A 19267-nucleotide genomic window follows, 5' to 3' on the forward strand; every position below is an offset into this window, starting at 1 on the left:
TCGGCTGACCGTTCAGTCCATCCCCACGGCCATATCCGTGAAGCGCGAGAAGTGACCCTGGAACGCCACGGTCACCGTGTCGGTCGGACCGTTACGGTGCTTGGCGACGATCAGGTCGGCCTCGCCGGCGCGCGGGCTGTCCTTCTCGTAGGCGGCCTCGCGGTGCAGCAGGATGACGATGTCGGCGTCCTGCTCGATCGAGCCCGACTCACGAAGGTCGCTGATCGCCGGCTTCTTGTCGGCACGCTGCTCGGCACCACGGTTCAGCTGCGACAGCGCGATGACGGGAACCTGCAGCTCCTTGGCGAGCAGCTTCAGGGCACGGGAGAACTCCGAGACCTCCTGCTGGCGCGACTCGACGCGCTTACCGCTCGTCATCAGCTGCAGGTAGTCGATCACGACCATCTTGAGGCCCACACGCTGCTTGAGCCGTCGGCACTTCGCCCGGATCTCGACGAGCGTCATGTTCGGGCTGTCGTCGATGTAGAGGGGCGCGTCGTTGATACGGCCGCGCGTCGCGGCGACGGTCGTCCAGTCGCGCGAGTCGAGCGTTCCCTTGCGCATCGACTGCAGCGGCACGGCGCCTTCGGCGCTCATCAGGCGCATCGCGATCTCGCTGCGCCCCATCTCGAGAGAGAAGAAGATCGTGGGCGAGTTGTTCTTGATCGCGGCAGCGCGGGCGAAGTCGAGCGCGAGGGTCGACTTACCCATGGCGGGACGCGCCGCGACGACGATCATCTGGCCGGGGTGGAGACCGTTCGTCAGCTGATCGAGCCCCGAGAAGCCGGTCGGGATGCCGGTCATCTGGCCGTCGCGACCACGGGCGGCCTCGATGTCGTCGATGGCCGCGGTGACCGCGACCTCGAGGGGCACGTAGTCTTCGGCCTTCTCGGCGCCGGTGACCGAGTAGATCTCGGCCTGTGCGTTGTTGACGAGGTCGACCGCGTCGCCCTGGCCGTTGTAGCCCATCTGGACGATGCGGGTTCCGGCCTCGACGAGGCGGCGCAGCAGGGCGCGCTCGTTGACGATCGTCGCGTAGTAACCCGCGTTCGCCGCGGTCGGCACGATCGAGGTGAGCGTGTGCAGGTAGTCGGCGCCGCCGGCGCGCTGTAGCTCGCCGTTCTTGATGAGCTCGTCGGTGACGGCCACGACATCGGTCGGCTCACCGTGGGAGTACAGCGAGAGGAGCGCCTCGTAGATGAGCTCGTGCTTGGGCACGTAGAAGTCGGTGCCCCGGAGCGTCTCGATGACGTCGGCGACGGCATCCTTCGACAGCAGCATGCCGCCGAGCGTGCTCTGCTCGGCGAGCATGTCGTGCGGCGGGGTGCGATCGGGTTCGCGCCGTCCGCCGAGCCTGTCGTCAGAGATGTCCGCGATCGACATCCGCACCCCCGCATCCTGGCCTGTGACCGAGCCGGAGTACACGGTATGGAGGGCGTCCGACACCCGCAAACCGGCCTGTGGATAACTCTGTGGAGAGGATGCGGGAAACGCCGCGACGGTTGTGAAGAAGTCCTGTGGAAAACGCCCGGGGATACGTGGAAAGTCCACGAGTAAGTAGGCATTGATCAGGGGTTTAAGTTTCCCCAACCTGTGGATGAAGATCGTGGTTGAAGTCTCACTTGAAGGTTGTTCATCTGGGGACTCACTTGTGTAAAACGCCCGCCTTGTCAAGTCGACTCGGCGCCCCCGGCGCGGCATCCTCAGGACGGGCTCATGACGAACTCAGTGGAACCCTAGACAGTTGCCCGAGACAGGAGTATCTTTCTTCGCCAAGCAGTACCCGACGGCATGGGGTCTCCCGTGCGAACGATGTCGACGCTCTCGGGGGAGGTGATCGCTCGTCATGGCCCAGCACCGCCGTGCCCCTCGCTGGGTGCCGATCCTCGGCACCGGCGTCGGTCTCGCCTTCGCCTGGACGGCGCTCTCCCTCGCACTCGCGCCCGCGAGCCACGCGGCCGACGAAGAGACTGGGCCTCTGCAGGGCATCGTCTCCGCCGTCACCGATCCGGTCGACCGTGCCGTCGAAGACGTCGTCGCGCCCGTGCTCGAGTCCGTGGTCCAGCCCGTGGCCCGCGTCGCAGAGCCCGTCGTCCAGGCTGTCGCCCCTGTCGTCCAGTCCGCTCCTCCCGCCGTCGTTCCGGTCGTCGACCCGGTCGTTCGCGAGGTGGTCGAGCCCGTCGCGCAGAACGTCGTCGCCCCGGCCGTGCAGCCGGCTGCAGGCGTGGTCGAGCCGGTCGCCGACACCGTGGCTCCCGTCATCGAGCCCGTTTCGGATGTCGCGGCGCCCGTCACGGAGAACCTCGCGCCTGTCGTCGCACCGATCGTCGGCTCACTGTCTCCGGTGACCGATGCCGTCGGCGCCCCCGTGATTCCCGTGCTCGGCATCCTCGACGGCGCCCTGGCACCCGTCGTGGCGGTGCTCGCTCCGGTGACCGATGCCCTCGCGCCCGTCACGGACGCACTCACTCCCGTCATCGTCCCGATCACGGATGCCGTTGTACCCGGCGGCTCGCAGCCGCTCGTCCCCCTGCTTCCCGGCGAGACGCCGGAGCCCGGAATCGCCACCAGCTCGCCGCTGGACGCGCTCTCCACCGTCGCCCTCGGTCTGGCACGCGACCTGGCTACGTCCACGTCGACCGACGGCCCATTCGGCATTTTCGGCGTCCTGGCGACGTCGGCCGAGGTTCTCGCGCCCTCATCCGAACTGTTCGCCGCGGCGGCCAGCGAGGCACCCGCCGTCGCGGGTCATGCGCTCGCTCTGGGCGCACCGGCGTCGGGTGGCCTCGCCGTCAGCGCTCCGGGCGCGGCCTCGGCCGGCGCCGCCGCTGCCGGAGGCGGTATCGCCGCAGCCCTGTTCGCATTCGCCGGAGCAGCGTTCCTGCTCCCCGGACGCCGCGGACGCCTCACGAACTCGACGGGCCCGATCTCGCCCGTCTACCCCACCGACGTCTCTCCTGACTAACGAACGGCCGGCCGCGCTCGAGCGGCACGACCATCGGCGCGCAGCGCCATCCATTCGTCATTCTCAAGGAGAGAACAATCATGAACACCATCGTCTCGCGTGCCATCTGGGGCACGCTCGTCGCCGGGGGGATCACGATCCTCGGCGCATCGGTCGCCCACGCGGCCGACACCACGGGAGAGGACGGGTTGCTCTCGGGCACCCAAGGCATCATCTCCGTCGACGCTCCGATCACGGTCAGCGGGACGTCCGTCGCCGTCCTCGGCGACGCGGACAGCTCGACGTCAGGCTCGAGCGCACCGGAGTCGGCACCGGCGCCCAGCGGCTCGACGAGCGGCTCGGATGGCGTCGGCTCGGGGTCGCAGGCGCTCATCAGCGTCTCCGTGCCCGTGACCGTCGAGGGCACCTCCGTCGCCGTCGTCGGCGACAGCACGTCGTCGACGGACAGCGGCAGCACACCCGCCGAGCCGGCTCCTGCTCCGGCGCAGACCGCTCCGGCACCCGCTGCAGAAACGGACGGGTCGGATGGCGTCGCCTCGGGCACCCAGGTCGTCGCTCCGGTGACGGCGCCGATCGAGGTCAGCGGCACCGCCGTCTCGGTCATCGGAGACGCCACCAACGACACCACCACCGGTGACAACGGCGCTGGCAACGGCGGCACGACGGGCACCGCGCCCGAGGCAACCACCGACGGCACCGACGGCATCCTCGGCGGCACCCAGGTCGTCGCACCGGTCACCGCACCGATCGACCTCACCGGCACCGCCGTCTCCGTCATCGGGGACGCCACCACCGACACCACCACCGGCAGCAACACGGCCGGCAACGGCGGCGGCACCACGGGCACCACGCCCGAGGCAACCACCGACGGCACCGACGGCATCCTCGGCGGCACCCAGGTGCTCGCACCCGTGACGGCACCGATCGACCTGACCGGCACCGCCGTCTCGGTCATCGGAGACGCCACCACCGACACCACCGGCGGCAGCAACACCGCTGGCAACGGCGGCTCCGCGGCTGACGCGTCGACCGGCGGCTCGGACAGCGTCCTCGGCGGCACCCAGGTCGTCGCACCCGTGACGGCACCGATCGACCTGACCGGCACCGCCGTTTCGGTCATCGGAGACGCCACCACCGACACCACCGGCGGCAGCAACACCGCTGGCAACGGCGGCTCCGCGGCTGACGCGTCGACCGACGGCACCGACGGCATCCTCGGCGGCACCCAGGTCGTCGCCCCGGTCACCGCACCGATCGACCTCACCGGAACCGCCGTCTCGGTCATCGGCGACGCCACCAGCAACACCACCACCGGTGGTAACGGCGGCACGACGGGCACCACGAGCGGCGCGTCGACCAGCGGCTCGGACAGCATCCTCGGCGGCACCCAGCTGGTGCTCCCGATCACTGCCCCGATCTCGCTGACCGGAACCGCGATCTCGGTGATCGGCGATTCGACCACCGAGGTCGTCACCCCGGCCGGCCCGGGAACCGACCCGGGCACGGACCCCGGAACCGACCCCGGAACCGACCCGGGCACCGACCCCGGAACCGACCCGGGCACCGACCCCGGAACGGACCCGGGCACCGACCCCGGAACCGACCCGGGCACCGACCCCGGAACCGACCCGGGCACCGACCCCGGAACCACGCCCAGCACGGACGGCAACGGCGGAGCCCCCGCGGTTCCGACCGCGTCGAGCACGACGGACACCGCTGTGGTCGGCACGACGGCCTCGGCAGCGTCGGCTCGCCCGCTGATGCTCGCCAAGACCGGCGGTGAGGCTCCGATGGCTCTCGGCATCGGCGCCCTGGCGCTGACGCTGATGGGGCTCGTCCTCGTCGCTCTGCGCCGCCGCGCGACGGTCTGATCCCGACAGGAGTCAGTCTCGGATACAGCGGATGCCGCGGGCCTCGGCCTGCGGCATCCGCTCCGGCCTGCCCAGGGGTCACGCCATCGACGGGCACGCCACCGCGCCGGGATGCAAGGGATCTGCACCGACACCCCGGGGCTCGGCATCCGCTCGCGGGGTGTCGGCCCAGAAATCTTGCATCCCGGCCCGCGGCACACCCCGGAAACGACGGATGCCCCGAACCCGAAGGTCCGCGGCATCCGTACGGTGCGCCAGGGATTACTTGGCGGCGACCACCTGCAGGGTGATCACAGCGGTGAGGTCGTCACGCAGGCGAATGGTCGCCTCGTGCTCGCCCACGGCCTTGATCGGCGAGGAGATGTGGATCTTGCGCTTGTCGAGGTCGCCCAGACCAGCGGTCTTGACGGCGTCAGCCACGTCGGCGGGCTTGACTGCACCGAACAGACGGCCTTCGGCGCCGGCCTTGACCGACAGCTTGACCTTGTTCGACTCGAGGTTGTTCTTGAGGGCCACGGCCTCTTCGTGGTCGTGGATCGCGCGGGCGTCGCGAGCGGCGCGGATGGACGCCACCTGCTTCTCGCCACCGCGGGTCCAGGCCACAGCGAAGCCCTGGGGGATGAGGTAGTTGCGGGCGTACCCGTTCTTGACCTCGATGACGTCACCGGCGCTTCCGAGCCCGGCGACCTCGTTCGTGAGAATCAGCTTTGCCATGTCGGTGCTCCTTACCGGCCAGCGCCGGCGTAAGGCAGGAGCGCCATTTCGCGCGCGTTCTTGATCGCCTTGGCGATCAGACGCTGCTCCTGCACCGAGACACCGGTGATACGACGGGCGCGGATCTTCCCACGCTCCGAGATGAACTTGCGGAGCGTCGAAACGTCCTTGTAGTCGATGACGCCGACGCGGATCGCCTTCGCGGGGGCCGCGTTCTTCGCGCCCTTCCGCGGCTTGCGGCGGTCGCCGGTTGCCTTTCCAGCCATTGTTTTTCCTTACGAGAGTGATGATCGGATGCCGCTGCGCGCAGCATCCGGAATCCGATTCAGAACGGGGTGTCGTCGCCGTAGGAGGCGCCGCTGGTACCCGGTGCGCTCCACGCGTCGGGAGCCGAAGAACCCGGGGTCGCCCACGGCTCCTCCTGCACCTGCTGCTGCGGGCGCGACTGCTGACCGCCGCCGAAGCTTCCGCCGCCACCACCACCGGAGCCGGATGCGGCGCGCGTGACCTGTGCGGTCGCGTAGCGCAGCGAGGGGCCGATCTCGTCGACCTCCAGCTCGATCGCGGTGCGGTTCTGGCCCTCACGGTCCTGGTAGGAGCGCTGACGCAGGCGGCCGGTCGCGACGACCCGCATGCCCTTGGTCAGCGAACCCGCCACGTGCTCGGCGAAGTCACGCCACACGGACGCGCGGAGGAACAGCGCTTCGCCGTCCTTCCACTCGTTCGCCTGACGGTCGAAGGTGCGAGGAGTCGAGGCGATCGTGAAGTTCGCCACCGGCAGGCCGTTCTGCGTGTAACGCAGCTCGGGGTCTGCCGTGAGGTTGCCCACGACGGTGATGACGGTCTCGCCGGCCATGAGCCTTACGCCTTCGCAGCCTTAGCGGGGGCGGCAGCCTTGCGGGCGGCCTTCGCCTCGGAGCGCGCCTTCTCGGCGGCGACCTGTGCGATGGCCTCCTCGGCGCGCAGGACCTTGGTGCGCATGATCGACTCGCTCAGCTTCAGCTGGCGGTCGAGCTCCTGCGTGGTCTCGCTCGTCGCGGTGAAGTTGACGACGGCGTAGATGCCCTCGTTCTTCTTCTGGATCTCGTACGCCAGGCGGCGACGGCCCCAGATGTCGATGTTCTCGATGGTTCCGCCGTCATTCGTGATGACCTTGAGGAACTTGTCAAGGTTGGGAGCAACCTGACGCTCATCGATCTCGGGCTGGAGAATCACCATGAGCTCGTACTGGTACGTGTGCGTCACTGACCCACCTCCTTCGGACTAGAACGGCTCCCGGGCGTTTCCCGGAAGCAGGAGGGTGTGTAGCACGTGCCCAACCGAGGTCGGACAACCACAACAGCTTACCTGATCGCGCGTGATGCCGCCGACCGGTCACCGGTAGCGTGGGCGCATGGAGTGGACCGCGTACGTCTCGACCGGCGACTGGCTGCGCGAGCGCATCGACGATCCGTGGCGGGGGACGGTCCACGACGTGGTGCCGCGGGGCTTCGAGGCGTACGCGCGCATCCTGCATCCGGCATCCGTTCAGTCGCGTGCGGACGGCGCGCCACTCCCCCCGTTCGATGCGTGGGTCGAGATGCCGTGGCAGCAGTCGCAGCAGGTGGCGGCAGACCTCGTCACCGATCCCGCCACATGGGCCGAGACCGCCGCCGCGTTCGGGACGACACTGCATCCGCTGGCGCAGTGGGATTCGATCGTGCGCTCGCCCGAGTTCGGCTCGAACCAGACGGCGTCCCCCGACGGCCGCTGGTTCGTCGCGCCCGCGCAGGGCGAGCTCGACCCGCACCACATGGCGGTTCTCGCCCGCGAGCTGATCGGGCACACGTCGACACCGGATGACGTGACCGCGGGCCTCTGGGAAGGCCGGGGCGGCCTGCTCGGGCACCTCGGACGCGCCCCGTCGCGCACGGTCTTCCAGCCCGGCGACCCCGACGACGCGACCCTCGCCCGCCACAACCGCATGCTCGGGTCGTCGATCGGCGACCGCTTCAACAGCGTCTTCCGCAAACCCACCTGGCAGGAGGGCATCCTCTCGCGCGAGATCTCGGAAGGACCACGGCTGAGGCTGCCGGAGCGGGCGTTCGTCCTGTTCCGCGGCGCTGTCGACGAGTTCGCCGACGACGACTGGGAGCTGCGGATGCCGTGGCGCGACCTCGCCGCCGAGGCGATGGGAGCCGTGCCGACGTCGCAGAGCCCGAGCCTGCTCTGGCCCGCGGACCGCGCCTGGGTCATGGTCTCGGAAGTCGACTTCGACTCGACGATCGTCGGCGGCTCGAGGGAGCTCGTCGACGCGATCTGCCGCTCCCCCGAGCTCGAAGCCCTGCCCCTGCCGGCCGACGCATCCCTGTCGTGGGGAGCAGACGAGGTGAATCGATGAGCGTCCCGTTCGACCCCCGGCCCCTGCTCGAGCCGGTGTCGCCCGCCACCGCACGTGCGTTCCGGAAGCATCTGGCCGACAGCGGCCGGCTTCCCGGCGGGTCGGGCACCGCCGGCGTGATCATCGCGATCGTCGTCATCGTCTTCGTGGTGCTGGTGTTCGGCGGCGTCCTGTCGGCCATGGTCGGCGGCCTGGTGTTCGCCATCGGGACGCAGTCGGGTTCCGGCGCGGTGGTCTCGCTGGCGCCCGTCATCCCCCTCGTCATCCTGATCGCGCTCGCGGCGCTCATCCCGTTCTTCGTCCGCCGACAGCGCGCTGCGCAAGCCGCGGTCTGGTACCGGCTCGACGGGTTCGCGCGGGCCAACGGCATGAGCTTCGAGCCGCAGCGGCCCCAGCCCCCGCTGCCGGGCATGATCTTCTCGCAGGGGTCGGGGCGGATGGCATCCAATCTCGTCCGCGGCGACCAGCCGCGTTTCGTCGAGTTCGCGAACTACCGCTACACGACCGGGTCGGGCAAGAACCAGCAGACGCACACGTGGGGCTACGTCGCGGTGCACCTGTCGACTCCCCTGCCGCACATCGTGCTCGACGCGCTCGGCAACAACGGGCTGTTCGGCTCGAACCTCCCCGTCGCGTTCGACCGCGACCAGCACCTGAGCCTCGAGGGCGACTTCGACCGGTACTTCCGCCTCTACTGCCCGCGCGGATACGAACGCGACGCGCTGTACCTCTTCACGCCCGACATCATGGCGCGGTTCGTCGACAACGCCGCGGCACTGGATGTCGAGATCGTCGACGACTGGCTCTTCTTCTACGGAAAGCGCGACTTCTCGACCCTCGACCCGGCCACCTGGTCGTGGCTGTTCGGCGCCGTCGGCGCGATGATCGACAAGTTCGCACAGTGGGAGCGCTGGCGCGACGACCGGCTGGCGGCGCCGGCGGCATCCGGTGTGGGGGCGGCGCCGGGCGGTGCCGCGGAGGCCGCGACCGCTGGGCCGGCTGCGGCAGGACCGGGTGCGGCTGCCGGCGCCGCACCCGCGCTGCCCGTCATGCCGCCGCCGGGACTGCTGCGGCCGCCGCCCGGTGTCGCGGCCCCCGGCCAGCGGCTGAAGAAGAGCGTGCCGTGGATGGCAGTGGTCGTGGTGCTGCTCATCGTCACCGTCGGTGCCATCGGCCCAGTCATCGCCTTCATCGGCGGGATCTTCGCCGCCGTGCGCTGACCCGCCGGCGCGGCACCCGTGTCGGTCGGTCGAGGTCCCATCTGGGCCGGGAATCACCCCCCGATACCCGGCCGAACTGGGACCTCGCCGAGCACCGCCGGGCGAATCCGTGTCAGAGGTAGGCGCGGTGGTAGCGAGGCTCGAGCGACGCCGCGCCCGTGAGAGCGAGCTCGGCACGGCGGGCCCAGTGGGGGTCGCGGAGCATCTCGCGGCCGAGGAGGACGAGGTCGGCGTCGCCGTCGGCGACGATCCGGTCGGCATGCCGCGGGTCGGTGATGAGACCGACGGCGGCGGTCGGAACCCCGGCGGCTCGAACCACGGCTGATCCCGGCACCTGATAGCCGGGCGACGGGGAGTACTCTGCACCGGCGACGAGTCCCCCCGACGAGCAGTCGACGAGATCGACCCCGGCTGTGTGCAGGCGCCGCGCGAGCTCAGCACTGTCGGCGGCCTGCGACCCGCCCGGAGCGACGTCGTCGACCGACAGCCGCACGATGAGCGGCATCCCCTCGGGCACCTCCGCCCGCACCGCGGCGACCGTCGCGAGCAGGAGGGCCGCCCGGTCGGCGCCCCACCGGTCGTCGCGGCGGTTCGTCACCGGTGAGAGGAACTCGTGCAGCAGGTACCCGTGCGCGCCGTGGAGCTCGATCGCGTCGAACCCCGCGGCGACCGAGCGACGCGCGGCTGCGGCGAACTCCGCGACGACGGCGTCCACCTGGTCGGCATCGAGGCGCGCGGGTTCTGCGAAGCGCCCGAAAGGCTCGCCCGATGCGCCGAGCGTGCGCCATCCGCCGGCGCTCTCGGGAACCGATCCACGGTGCTCCGGCGGGTCGCCCGGCAACCCGGCGTACTTGCTGCCCTTGCGTCCGGCGTGCGCGAGCTGCACCGCGATGCGCCCGCCGGCGCGGTGCACGGCGTCGGTGACGCGTCGCCAGGCGGCGATGTGCCGGTCGTCCCACATGCCAGAGTCGTCGGGGGTCACCCGGCCGAGCGGTGACACCGCGGTCGCCTCGGTGATGATGAGCCCCGCGCCGCCGAGGGCGAACTGTCCGTAGTGGACGACGTGCCAGTCGTCGACGACGCCGTCGGGCATTGGAGCGGCATACATGCACATCGGCGAGACCCCGATGCGGTTGCGCAGGGTCAGGTCGCGCAGCCGCATCGGTCGGAGCAGCGCCGGGCGGTCCGCCTCGTCGGCGGCTCCTTTCCCGGCAGGACGAGAAGAGATCAGGGTCATGCTCCTGCTTCCTTTCGGCGGAGACGGATGACGGCGACGACGGTCGCGAGCAGCAGGGCGAGCCCCAGCCCGGCGATCGTCAGCCCGACGTCGCGGATGCCGCCGGCGACGGCGCCCGCGTCGAGCAGGTGCGCCACGACGACGGCGGCGAGCGCGGCGCCGACATACTGCGCGGTGCGGTAGATCCCGGTGGAGGCACCGGCAGCCCCGGCGGGCACCGCGTGATGGAGCAGGAGCTGGTTGCCCAGGTTGTTGAACCCGTTGGGCACGCCGAGCAGGGCGCAGACGATGGCGAGGACCCAGAGCGGCATGTCGGCCGCACCGGTGAGCGCGAGGAGCGTGCCGGCCAGGACCATCGCCGAGGTGCCGACGGCGAGCAGAGCACGCGGGTGCCAAGTGCGCCCGAGGCGGGTGGCGAGGACGGTCGAGAGGGCCCCGACCCCGAACACCGGCAGCATGAGCAGTCCCGTCACGGCCGGTCCGAGGTCGCGGGTCGCCTGCATCCACTGCGGGAGTCCGTAGAAGATGACGTAGAACGAGATGAACGTCGCGATCGCCCGCAGGCAGGTGAGGCCGAACTGCGGGTACCGGCCCAGCAGGCGCACGTCGACGAAAGGCCGTTCCGCGCGCAGCTCTCGCCAGACGAACCCGGCGGCCAGAGGCGCGGTCACCGCAGCGGAGACCACCGCGACCGTCGGCGCCGAGTCGATGCTGAGCAGCGCCACCATGAGCGCGACGAGCGTGCCGATCATGAGGACCATGCCGGCGGGGTCGAGCGCCCGCCAGGTCTGCGCTGCGCTCGCCCGAGGGCCGCGTGCGTCGGCGGGGACGAAGACCAGCACGAGCGTCGCGCAGAGGATCACCATCGGGATGTTGATCCAGAAGATGCCCGGCCACCCCCACACCACCACGACGAGACCGCCGACGGTGGGGCCGAGAGCTGCCGTCGTCTGCCCGCACAGCGCGATGATGCCGATCGCGCCGGTGGGCGCCGCGCGCGCGAGGTCGGCCTGGCGGCGGATGATCGCCATCGCCGCGGGGAACTGGGCGGCCGCACCCAGCCCGAGCACGACCCGGTCGACGATCATCCAGGCGCTGTCGGTGATGAAGGGGCCGGCGACCGAGGCCACCAGGATGAGCGCCAGGCCCAGGAGGTAGACGCGTCGCGGTCCGTACAGGTCGGCGAGGCGTCCTGCCGTGGGCGACCCGACCGCAGCAGCGATGTAGAGCGCGCTGATGATCCATGCGGTCGCGCTCGTGGCGACGGCCGCGTCTCCCCCGAACGACGCCACCATCGGGACGAGCGCGACCGCGATGATCGACGAGTTCAGCCCGAGGAGGATCGTGCCGCTGCCGAGCGACCACGGCAGCCGCAGCGGCAGCGAGCGGCGGCCGTCCGGGCCGCCCGCCGCCGCGGGTTCCGGCGTCACTCGGCGAGCTCCGCCACCCCGCCCGGTGTCGCGAGGAGCACATCGGGGTGGGCGGCGAGCATCCGGAAGGTGCGCTCGACGACGTCGGCGAAGCACGCCTGACCCGAGACCCAGCCGAAGAGGCTGAGTCCGAGGTGGCGGGCGCCGACGATGTCCGCGTCGGCGATCAGCTGGTCGACCGTCGCGGTGAGCAGCTCCTCGTAGTCGGCGGCGACGATCCCCCGGGCGTAGAGCTCGAACACGTCCTCCGTCTCCAGCGGATGCGGCACGGCGACGAGGCCGTCTGAGGCGCCGGCCAGCATCACCGGACGCTCGTCGATCGGCCAATCCCCGAACCAGCCGAACCCCGCCTCGCGCAGCAGGGCGGTGGTCCGCGAGGTGCCGGCGCGTTCGGGGCCGAACCATCCGGTGGCCTCGCGCCCGGTCAGGCGCTGGACGATGTCGCGTGCGCTCTCGATGTACGAGCGCTCGGTGGCGGCATCCATCTCAGGAGACAGGATGACGTTCGCGCCGGCACCTCGCACGACGATCTCATCGGCTCGTGCCGCGACGCCGCGGGCGAGCCCCGGCACAGTACGGGCACCGAACTCGTCGAGCGCGACGGCGACGGGAACGCCCGCCCGGTCGGCGATGTCGAGCAGCCGCCAGATGCCGGTCGTCAGGCCGAAGTCCCACTGCGACAGTCGGGCGACCTGTCCGTGCCGGGGCTCGGAGGTGTCGCGGCCCACACCGCCCTGCATCGACGTCGGCGAGAACGCTCCCGCGGGAAGGTCGTCCTGGTACGAGGGAGCGTGCAGCAGCACCGAGACCACGAGCTTCTTCGCGCCCGGCAGCGCCCACGCCGGACGGTGCGCGTCGTAGGCGCGCGGCAGGTCGGGGGCGAACACGGTCGCGTCCGCGGGGTGGGAGATGAGGCTCATGCGCCGACCTCCGTCAGAAGAGCCGCGTGTTCGTCGGCGAGCGTGCGAGCGAAGTCGACCTGCGCGTCGTAGTGGTGGGCGAGGTAGTGGTCGCTGATCGCGCCGGCCGTCGTGGCCCAGATGCGCTCGTCGGCGCGAACGTGCGCGAACAGCTCTCGGAGAGCCCCGGCGAACCACGGCTGCCCGGCGAGGAAGGGGTGCGTCGCGAGGCAGACCACCCGCCCCTGCCCGTCGCGTTCGCTGTCGGCCAGCGAGCGGTCGATCTGCGCTTTCGCCAGGGCGATGAAGTCGGATGCCGAGAGGCTCCGCACGTGCACCATGGGGACGTCGTTGAGCATGAAGCTGTACGGCATCGACACGATCGGGGCGTCGCCGACCGTCCGCAGCGGACGGGGCTGCTCATCGTGGATGAAGTCGGCGAAGTACTGCATGCCGTGCGCGGCCATGAGGTCGACGGTGTTGTCGGTTCCCGAGATCTTCGGGCCCAGCATCCCCTTGATGCGCCGGCCGCCGTAGTAGGTCTCGCTCAGCCGCTGCGAGAGCGCGTAGAAGGCGTCCTCCTCGTCGTAGGGCATGTCGTAGATCGGCCGCAGGTTCGAGATGCCGTGGCTCATGATCTCCCACCCCCGCTCGAACATGGCGTCGCGAACCTCGGGCTGCTCCTCGAGCAGCGACAGGCTGAGCGACACGGTCGACGGCATCTCGAACTCATCGACGATGCGCAGCATCCGCCACAGGCCGACACGGTTGCCGCTGTCGCGGTGCATGTAGTGCTGCGCGTCGGGGAAGGCGATCCGGCCCTGCGGTGAGCCGCCCCCGGGCGCGATCCAGTCGTAGTGCTCGACGTTCGGCGCGTGCCAGAACGCGAGCAGCTTGCCGCCCGGCCACTCCACGCGTGGCCGGGTCGCCATCGGGGCGTACCAGAGGCGCTCGTTGTTGCGGATCGTCATGCGAGCTCCGCGGCGGCCTCGGCCGGCGCCTCGGCATCGGCACCGCGCATCGCCGCGAATCGGTCGAGGACCCACTGCTTGGTCACGACGTCGCCGAAGCGGTCCTGCATGTCCCACAGCGACACCTCGCCCGACACCGTGCGGAAGTCGTCGCAGCACTCCTCGACGATGCTGATGTGGAAGCTGCGGTAGGCGGCGTCGACGACGCTCGCCCGGACGCATCCGCTGGTGGAGGTGCCCGTGAAGATCAGCTCGTCGACGCCGAGCTCGGCGAGCAGGTCGTCGAGGCGGGTGCGGTAGAACGCCGACGCGACGGTCTTCTCGACGATGTGGTCGGTCGGAGCCGGCGGAACGGCAGCGCTGATCTCGGTCCACGGGTTGCCGCGTTCGCAGCGCTCGGTCAGGCTCGAGCGCACCCGCTGTGCCAGCATCCGGTCGTCGAGCGAGTCGAGGATCATCACCGCGTAGATGACGGGAACGCCCGCGGCCCGCGCCGCCTCGAGCAGCTCGTTCGTGTGCGCGAGCGCCACCGCCGTCCCGGGGCCGATCTTCTCGTGCTCGGTGAACGCGCGCTGGAAGTCGATGACGATCACGGCGGGTGACGTTCCCGGTCCGACCTTCGTGCGCCGGGCGCGCAGGTCTCGGATCGTGTCGATCTCGACGTTCCAGTCGATCGTGTCGTTCATGCGAGGTCTCCTTCGGAGGGTGGGGCGAGTCGGCCGAGAGCGCGAGTGAGCGCTCCGGGGTCGGGGTCGTGGAAGTCGTGGACGGCGCGATGGATGTCGGGGGCGCCCAAGCCCGTCGGGCGCAGCGCCTCGGTGAGCAGCGCGTCGATCCGCGCATCCGAGAAAGGAGTATCGACGGCGTCGCCCTGCGGGTGCCTGACGGATGCCGTGTGGGCGGTGCCGTCGGCGAGGTGCACGGTGACCCGCGCGGGACGCGAGGTCGCGGTATCGGGCCGCAGGTCGGCCGTGGCATCCGTTACCGCCACCACGGCGGCGATGCGCGCCAGTTGCGGGTGCGGAGGCACATCGGCCCGCTCGGCCGACACGTCACCGAACCACAGTGCGCTGGCGACGGCGAACGGGACGGAGAAGTACGCGCCGTGCCGCGAATCCCACGATGTGGCGGGCAAGGATGCCGCCGAGGCCACCCCCTCGACGCGCACCGAGACGATGTCGGCGAGGTCGACGCCCGCCGCGACCATGCGAGCGCGAACGAGGAGCGCCGCGTCGGCGGGACCGTGCGTGTAGGCGCATGCGGAGTGCTGCTTGAGGTAGCTGGTGGTGACGAGGCTCTCGTCACCGAGGCCGCGGATCACGGCATCCGGGTCGATCGTCCCGAGACCGCCGAGATCGGCGGCGAGCCCGTCGGGGTCGGCGGCGAGCCCGGCGGCCGAGAAGCGCGCCGCCGCGAGTCCGGCCAGGGCCCCCTGGCCGACCCACTGATCGCGCGCCGCCGAACCGCGCAGCACGGGCTGCCACGACGTCGCGGGAGCCATCGCGGCGCCGGTGCCGACGGCGCGCGCGACGCCGTCGGCATCCGCACCCAGGAGCACCGCGCACGCCGCCGCCGCGCCGACGGCGCCGAGGGGTCCGTGGGTGTGCACGTCGGGCCGGAAGGTCGTCGCCCGCCCGATGCGCGCGGCGACCTCGTAACCGACGTAGAGGGCGTCCCACAGCCGCTCGCCCGCGATGTCCTGCGCCTCCGCGAGCGCGAGCACGGCCGGCACGGTCTGCGCCGCGGGGTGCCCCTTGCTGTACCGGTTGCCTTCGTCGCGCTCGGTCGAGACCCCGGCCACTCCGTTGAGCCACACAGCTGATTCGACGGCGACGCGGCGCGGGGATCCGACGAGGGTCGCGGGCCCGGGGCTCGGCGTCCAGGCACGCCGCAGCCGCTGCATCTCGGGCATCGCGGCGGCTCCGACGGTGACCGCGAGCAGGTTCTCGACGGCGCGGACGAGCGAACGCTTCGCATCATCGGAGGCCGTTGCGAACGGCGCCGACGCGGCCCACTCGCCGAGAATCCGAGACGCTTCGCGGTGAGTCGTCATGCTCAGTGGCCCAGGTAGGCGGCCTGGACGCGCTCGTCCGAGGCGAGCGCCGAGGCGGTGCCGTCGAGCGCGACGCTGCCCGATTCGAGCACGTAGGCGCGGTCGGCGAGCTGCAGCACCTGGTGGGCGTTCTGCTCGACGATCAGCACGCCCACACCGCGATCGCGGATGGCGTTGACGGCGTGGAAGACGTCCCAGGTGAGCTTCGGCGAGAGCCCGGTCGAGGGTTCGTCGAGCATGAGCAGACGTGGCGCTCCCATGAGAGCGCGGGCGATGGCGAGCATCTGCTGCTGACCGCCCGACATCGTCTCGGCAAGCTGCTGGCGTCGCTCGCGCAGGATCGGGAACAGGTCGAGGATCTCGTCCTCCGAGAACCCCGTGCGCCCCTTCTTGCCCCAAGCGCCCATGCGCAGGTTGTCCTCGACGGTGAGCGAGCCGAAGAGCGCGCGGTGCTCGGGCACGAGCATCAGGCCGCGCTGCGCGACCAGGTGGCTGCGTCCGTAGCCGACGGCGCCGCCGTCGAAGCGGACCGAGCCGCCCTGCTGCTTCACCTCGCCGGCGATGGTCTTCAGCGTCGTCGACTTGCCGGCGCCGTTCGCCCCGACGATCGCGACGACCTCTCCGGCGTCGACCGAGAGCGAGATCCCGTGGAGGATCTCCAGTCCGTGGTAACCCGCACGCAGGTCGTCGATCTCAAGCAGCATCGCCGTACTCCTTACCGAGGTAGGCCTCGATGACTCGGGGATCGTGCAGAACGTCGTCGACCGAGCCCCGCGCGATGACGGCTCCCTGGTCCATCATCACGACGCGGTCGCTGAGTCGGCGGACGGCGGTCATGATGTGCTCGATGAAGAGCATCGTCACGCCCTCCTCGCGCCGCAGCTCGTCGAGCAGGTCGAGCACGGGAGTGCGCTCGGACGGCACCAGACCAGCCAGCACCTCGTCGAGCAGCAGCACTCGCGGACGCATCGCGAGGGCGCGGGTGAGCTCGAGACGCTTCTGGACCGCCGTCGGGAGCGAGCCCGACTCGGCATCCGCCCACGACCACAGGCCAGTGCGATCGAGGAGCGTCGCCGCCTCGTCACGCGCCGAGCGCTCGGGCCGCACCCCGCGGCTCTGCACCGCGATCGTGACGTTCTCGAGGGTGGTCATCGTGTGGAAGGGCCGCATCAGCTGGAACGTCCGCACGAGCCCCGAGCGTGCGAGCACGTGCATCTTCGCGCCGGTGATGTCGCGCCCGTCGAGCGTGACCCGCCCCGAGTCGGGCGGGAAGGCGCCCGTCACGCAGTTGAACAGCGTCGTCTTGCCGGCGCCGTTCGCGCCGATGATCCCGACGATCTCGCCCTCGTCGACGGAGATATCGACGTCGCGCAGCGCGTGCAGGCCGCGGAACGACTTGTTGATGCCCTGAATCTCGAGAAGGGTCACTTCTTCTTCACCACCCAGTTCTTGACGGTGCCGTAGACGCCCTTGGGGAGAAGCAGGACGCAGGCGATGAGGATGACGGCGTAGATGAGGATGTCGAGACCGCCGTGGCCCTGGAGGAACGACAGCGCCTCGGGAGGGTGACGGAGGAAAGCGGCGACGGCATCCGAGAGCGGCGCCATGACGACGGCTCCGATGACGGGACCCCAGACGGTCGCGACCCCGCCCACGACGGCCGTGATGATCGCGTTGTTCGAGACGTGGGCGCCGAACGCGAGCTCGGGATCGATGAACATGTAGTACTGCAGGTAGAGCGTGCCCGCCGCGGCCGTGATGGCGGCGGAGAGAGCGACGGTGGTCAGCTTGTACCGCAGCACGTTGACGCCGATGGCCGCCGCCGCCAGGTCGTCGTCGCGCGATGCCAGGGTGAAACGACCCGTGCGGCGACGCAGGAACTCGATGACGGCGACGAGTGCCAGCACGACCATGCCCACGCCGATCCACCAGTAGTTCGGCGAGCCGACGGGGAACTGGAACATCGCCCAGTCGTCGCCGCGCAGCACGGGGACGGTGAAGCCGACCGTGCGGTTGAGCGCGTCGTTGCCGACGACGAACAGTCGCAGCATCTCGGCGAAGGCGAACGTCGACAGCGCGTAATAGGCACCGGTCAGCTTGTAGCGCAGGGCGAGGAAGCTGATGCCCACGGCTGCCGCTGCTGCCAGGGCCATCCCGGCGATCAGGCCGATCCACGGACTCACACCGAAGTCGACGAGCAGCACGGCCGTGACGTACGAGCCGATGCCGAAGTAGGCGGCGTGACCGAAGCTGAACATCCCGCCGAAGCCGCTCATCATGTTCCAGCCGATCCCCATGAGGGCGAAGATCAGCACGCGCATGGCGACGGCGAGCTCCGCAGCGGGAAGGACGAAGGGCAGGGCGACCCCGACGACCGCCAGCACCCCGAGGGCGACGTAGTGACGGAAGGTCGTGCGACGGTGCAGAGGGATACGCGGTGCGAGCAGGTGAGCACCCGTGGTGAAGTCGGGCGCCGTCGGGCGCGCGGGGGTGGCGACGGTCATGCGGTCCTCCCGAAGATTCCGCGGGGCTTGGCGAAGAGCACGATGAGGAAGACGACGAACACGGCCAGCAGCGGTGACTGGCCGGGCAGGATCAGCCCGCCCAGCTGCTCGGTGAGGCCGACGATCAGCCCGCCGACGAGCGCACCGGGGACGTTGCCCATGCCGCCAAGGACCACGACGACGAACGCCGTCAGGTTGAACACCGACCCGGCTGTCGGTTCGATCGTGGTGAAGGGAGCAACCAGCGTGCCGGCGGCTCCGGCTGCGGCGGCGCCGAGCGCGAAGGTGAGGATGTAGATCCCCTTGATGTCGATGCCCACCAGGCGGGCGCCCTCGGGGTTCGCGGCGACCGATCGGACCGCCGTGCCGACCGGGGTGCGCTGCAGGATGAGCCACAGGGCCGCGACGAGGACCAGCGCACCGACGAAGGCGTAGATGCGGCTCAGGTCGACCGTAGCGCCGAGGATCGGAACACCGGTGTTGCCGGGCAGCTGGACCGAGAGCGGGTTGGGGCCGAACACGAGCAACAGGATGTTCTCGATCGCCAGCGCCAAGCCGATCGTGATGAGCAGCTGGGTGTGGATGGGGGCGCGCATGATCGGGTTCAGCAGACCCGCCTGCGTCACCGCGCCGAGCAGGAACATCGTCGGAACGGTGATCAGCAGCGTCGCGTAGGGGTGCATCCCGGTGAGGTTCACCAGCACGTACGTGAGGTACATCGCCAGAGCGACCATGGCCCCGTTGGCGAAGTTGATGATGTGGAGCACCCCGTAGACGAGGGTGAGTCCCATGGCGACCAGGCTGTAGATGCCTCCGGTCAGCAGTCCCGTCACGAGCGCCTGCGCCAGCACGGTCGGGCTGCCCGAGATGAACCCGGCCACCACGGCCGCGAGGGCGAGCACCCCGAGGGTCACGACCAGAGCGCGCGGCGAGGGGCCGTTGTAGCGGCGGTTGCGGACGGGCTTCTCGCCGGCCGGGGCGGTGGGCGGGGACGCCTGGATCGTCATGAGACTCACTCCTCGC

At 70.5% G+C, this 19267-nt stretch carries 19 protein-coding genes; 4 read left to right on the forward strand and 15 right to left on the reverse strand.

Translation table 11 applies throughout. The annotated features are described in order from the left end of the window. Nucleotides 1-12 precede the first annotated feature (12 nt). Entirely contained in the window at nt 13-1383 is a 1371-nt protein-coding gene (gene dnaB, locus C1N74_RS15600) for a replicative DNA helicase (protein ID WP_036304736.1), read from the reverse strand. A 463-nt stretch (nt 1384-1846) separates the two neighbouring features. Between dnaB and C1N74_RS15605 the strand changes: the two genes are divergently transcribed. Beyond that, nucleotides 1847-2965, forward strand: a complete 1119-nt coding sequence (locus C1N74_RS15605; protein ID WP_137750879.1) for a hypothetical protein — start codon at nt 1847-1849, stop codon at nt 2963-2965. A gap of 80 nt (nt 2966-3045) precedes the next feature. Beyond that, nucleotides 3046-4836: a chaplin family protein gene (locus tag C1N74_RS15610; RefSeq protein WP_137750880.1), complete on the forward strand. Its 1791-nt coding sequence runs from the start codon at nt 3046-3048 to the stop codon at nt 4834-4836. Nucleotides 4837-5097: 261 nt separating this feature from the next. Here the strand turns inward: C1N74_RS15610 and rplI are convergent, their stop codons facing one another. The 4 genes from rplI to rpsF are packed head-to-tail and all read right to left on the reverse strand — an operon-like array spanning nt 5098 to nt 6768. Continuing rightward, a complete protein-coding gene (gene rplI / locus C1N74_RS15615; protein ID WP_137750881.1) occupies nt 5098-5550 on the reverse strand; it encodes a 50S ribosomal protein L9 in 453 nt (150 codons plus the stop codon). Between the two features lie 11 nt (nt 5551-5561). Next, nucleotides 5562-5816: a 30S ribosomal protein S18 gene (gene rpsR / locus C1N74_RS15620; protein ID WP_023953545.1), complete on the reverse strand. Its 255-nt coding sequence runs from the start codon at nt 5814-5816 to the stop codon at nt 5562-5564. A gap of 59 nt (nt 5817-5875) precedes the next feature. Beyond that, complete coding sequence (locus tag C1N74_RS15625; protein WP_023953543.1) at nt 5876-6406, reverse strand: single-stranded DNA-binding protein; 531 nt, start codon at nt 6404-6406, stop codon at nt 5876-5878. A gap of 5 nt (nt 6407-6411) precedes the next feature. Next, nucleotides 6412-6768 (reverse strand): 30S ribosomal protein S6, encoded by a 357-nt coding sequence (gene rpsF / locus C1N74_RS15630; protein WP_036305492.1) that lies wholly within the window; start codon nt 6766-6768, stop codon nt 6412-6414. A gap of 175 nt (nt 6769-6943) precedes the next feature. Between rpsF and C1N74_RS15635 the strand changes: the two genes are divergently transcribed. Together C1N74_RS15635 and C1N74_RS15640 are read left to right on the forward strand one after the other, a co-directional pair. Beyond that, on the forward strand, nt 6944-7930 hold the full coding sequence (locus C1N74_RS15635) for a hypothetical protein (RefSeq protein ID WP_137750882.1): 987 nt from the start codon (nt 6944-6946) through the stop codon (nt 7928-7930). Then, on the forward strand, nt 7927-9150 hold the full coding sequence (locus C1N74_RS15640; RefSeq protein WP_137750883.1) for a hypothetical protein: 1224 nt from the start codon (nt 7927-7929) through the stop codon (nt 9148-9150). The genes C1N74_RS15635 and C1N74_RS15640 overlap by 4 nt, the downstream gene beginning before the upstream one ends. A 112-nt stretch (nt 9151-9262) precedes the next feature. Here the strand turns inward: C1N74_RS15640 and C1N74_RS15645 are convergent, their stop codons facing one another. The 10 genes from C1N74_RS15645 to C1N74_RS15685 are packed head-to-tail and all read right to left on the reverse strand — an operon-like array spanning nt 9263 to nt 19251. Continuing rightward, nucleotides 9263-10387: a hypothetical protein gene (locus tag C1N74_RS15645; protein WP_137750884.1), complete on the reverse strand. Its 1125-nt coding sequence runs from the start codon at nt 10385-10387 to the stop codon at nt 9263-9265. Further along, a complete protein-coding gene (locus C1N74_RS15650; RefSeq protein WP_181405555.1) occupies nt 10384-11817 on the reverse strand; it encodes an MFS transporter in 1434 nt (477 codons plus the stop codon). Before C1N74_RS15650 ends, C1N74_RS15645 begins: the two co-directional genes overlap by 4 nt. Then, complete coding sequence (locus C1N74_RS16475) at nt 11814-12737, reverse strand: hypothetical protein (RefSeq protein ID WP_181405556.1); 924 nt, start codon at nt 12735-12737, stop codon at nt 11814-11816. Before C1N74_RS16475 ends, C1N74_RS15650 begins: the two co-directional genes overlap by 4 nt. Further along, nucleotides 12734-13687 (reverse strand): polysaccharide deacetylase family protein, encoded by a 954-nt coding sequence (locus C1N74_RS15655; RefSeq protein ID WP_023953536.1) that lies wholly within the window; start codon nt 13685-13687, stop codon nt 12734-12736. Before C1N74_RS15655 ends, C1N74_RS16475 begins: the two co-directional genes overlap by 4 nt. Continuing rightward, the gene (locus C1N74_RS15660; RefSeq protein WP_064955322.1) at nt 13684-14373 is read right to left on the reverse strand and encodes a cysteine hydrolase family protein; all 690 of its coding nucleotides are present in this window, start codon (nt 14371-14373) and stop codon (nt 13684-13686) included. Before C1N74_RS15660 ends, C1N74_RS15655 begins: the two co-directional genes overlap by 4 nt. Continuing rightward, nucleotides 14370-15740 carry an MmgE/PrpD family protein gene (locus C1N74_RS15665; RefSeq protein ID WP_137750886.1) on the reverse strand — a complete coding sequence of 457 codons (1371 nt, stop codon included), beginning with the start codon at nt 15738-15740 and terminating at the stop codon, nt 14370-14372. Before C1N74_RS15665 ends, C1N74_RS15660 begins: the two co-directional genes overlap by 4 nt. 2 nt (nt 15741-15742) lie before the next feature. Then, nucleotides 15743-16444: an ABC transporter ATP-binding protein gene (locus C1N74_RS15670; RefSeq protein WP_023953530.1), complete on the reverse strand. Its 702-nt coding sequence runs from the start codon at nt 16442-16444 to the stop codon at nt 15743-15745. Further along, nucleotides 16434-17168 carry an ABC transporter ATP-binding protein gene (locus C1N74_RS15675; protein WP_114598291.1) on the reverse strand — a complete coding sequence of 245 codons (735 nt, stop codon included), beginning with the start codon at nt 17166-17168 and terminating at the stop codon, nt 16434-16436. The genes C1N74_RS15670 and C1N74_RS15675 overlap by 11 nt, the downstream gene beginning before the upstream one ends. After that, nucleotides 17165-18244 carry a branched-chain amino acid ABC transporter permease gene (locus C1N74_RS15680; protein WP_084670373.1) on the reverse strand — a complete coding sequence of 360 codons (1080 nt, stop codon included), beginning with the start codon at nt 18242-18244 and terminating at the stop codon, nt 17165-17167. Before C1N74_RS15680 ends, C1N74_RS15675 begins: the two co-directional genes overlap by 4 nt. Next, nucleotides 18241-19251: a branched-chain amino acid ABC transporter permease gene (locus tag C1N74_RS15685; RefSeq protein ID WP_064955319.1), complete on the reverse strand. Its 1011-nt coding sequence runs from the start codon at nt 19249-19251 to the stop codon at nt 18241-18243. The genes C1N74_RS15680 and C1N74_RS15685 overlap by 4 nt, the downstream gene beginning before the upstream one ends. Nucleotides 19252-19267: the final 16 nt, after the last annotated feature.

This window comes from Microbacterium sp. SGAir0570 (genome assembly GCF_005491085.2).
In the GTDB taxonomy this organism is placed as follows: Bacteria; Actinomycetota; Actinomycetes; order Actinomycetales; family Microbacteriaceae; genus Microbacterium; species Microbacterium arborescens.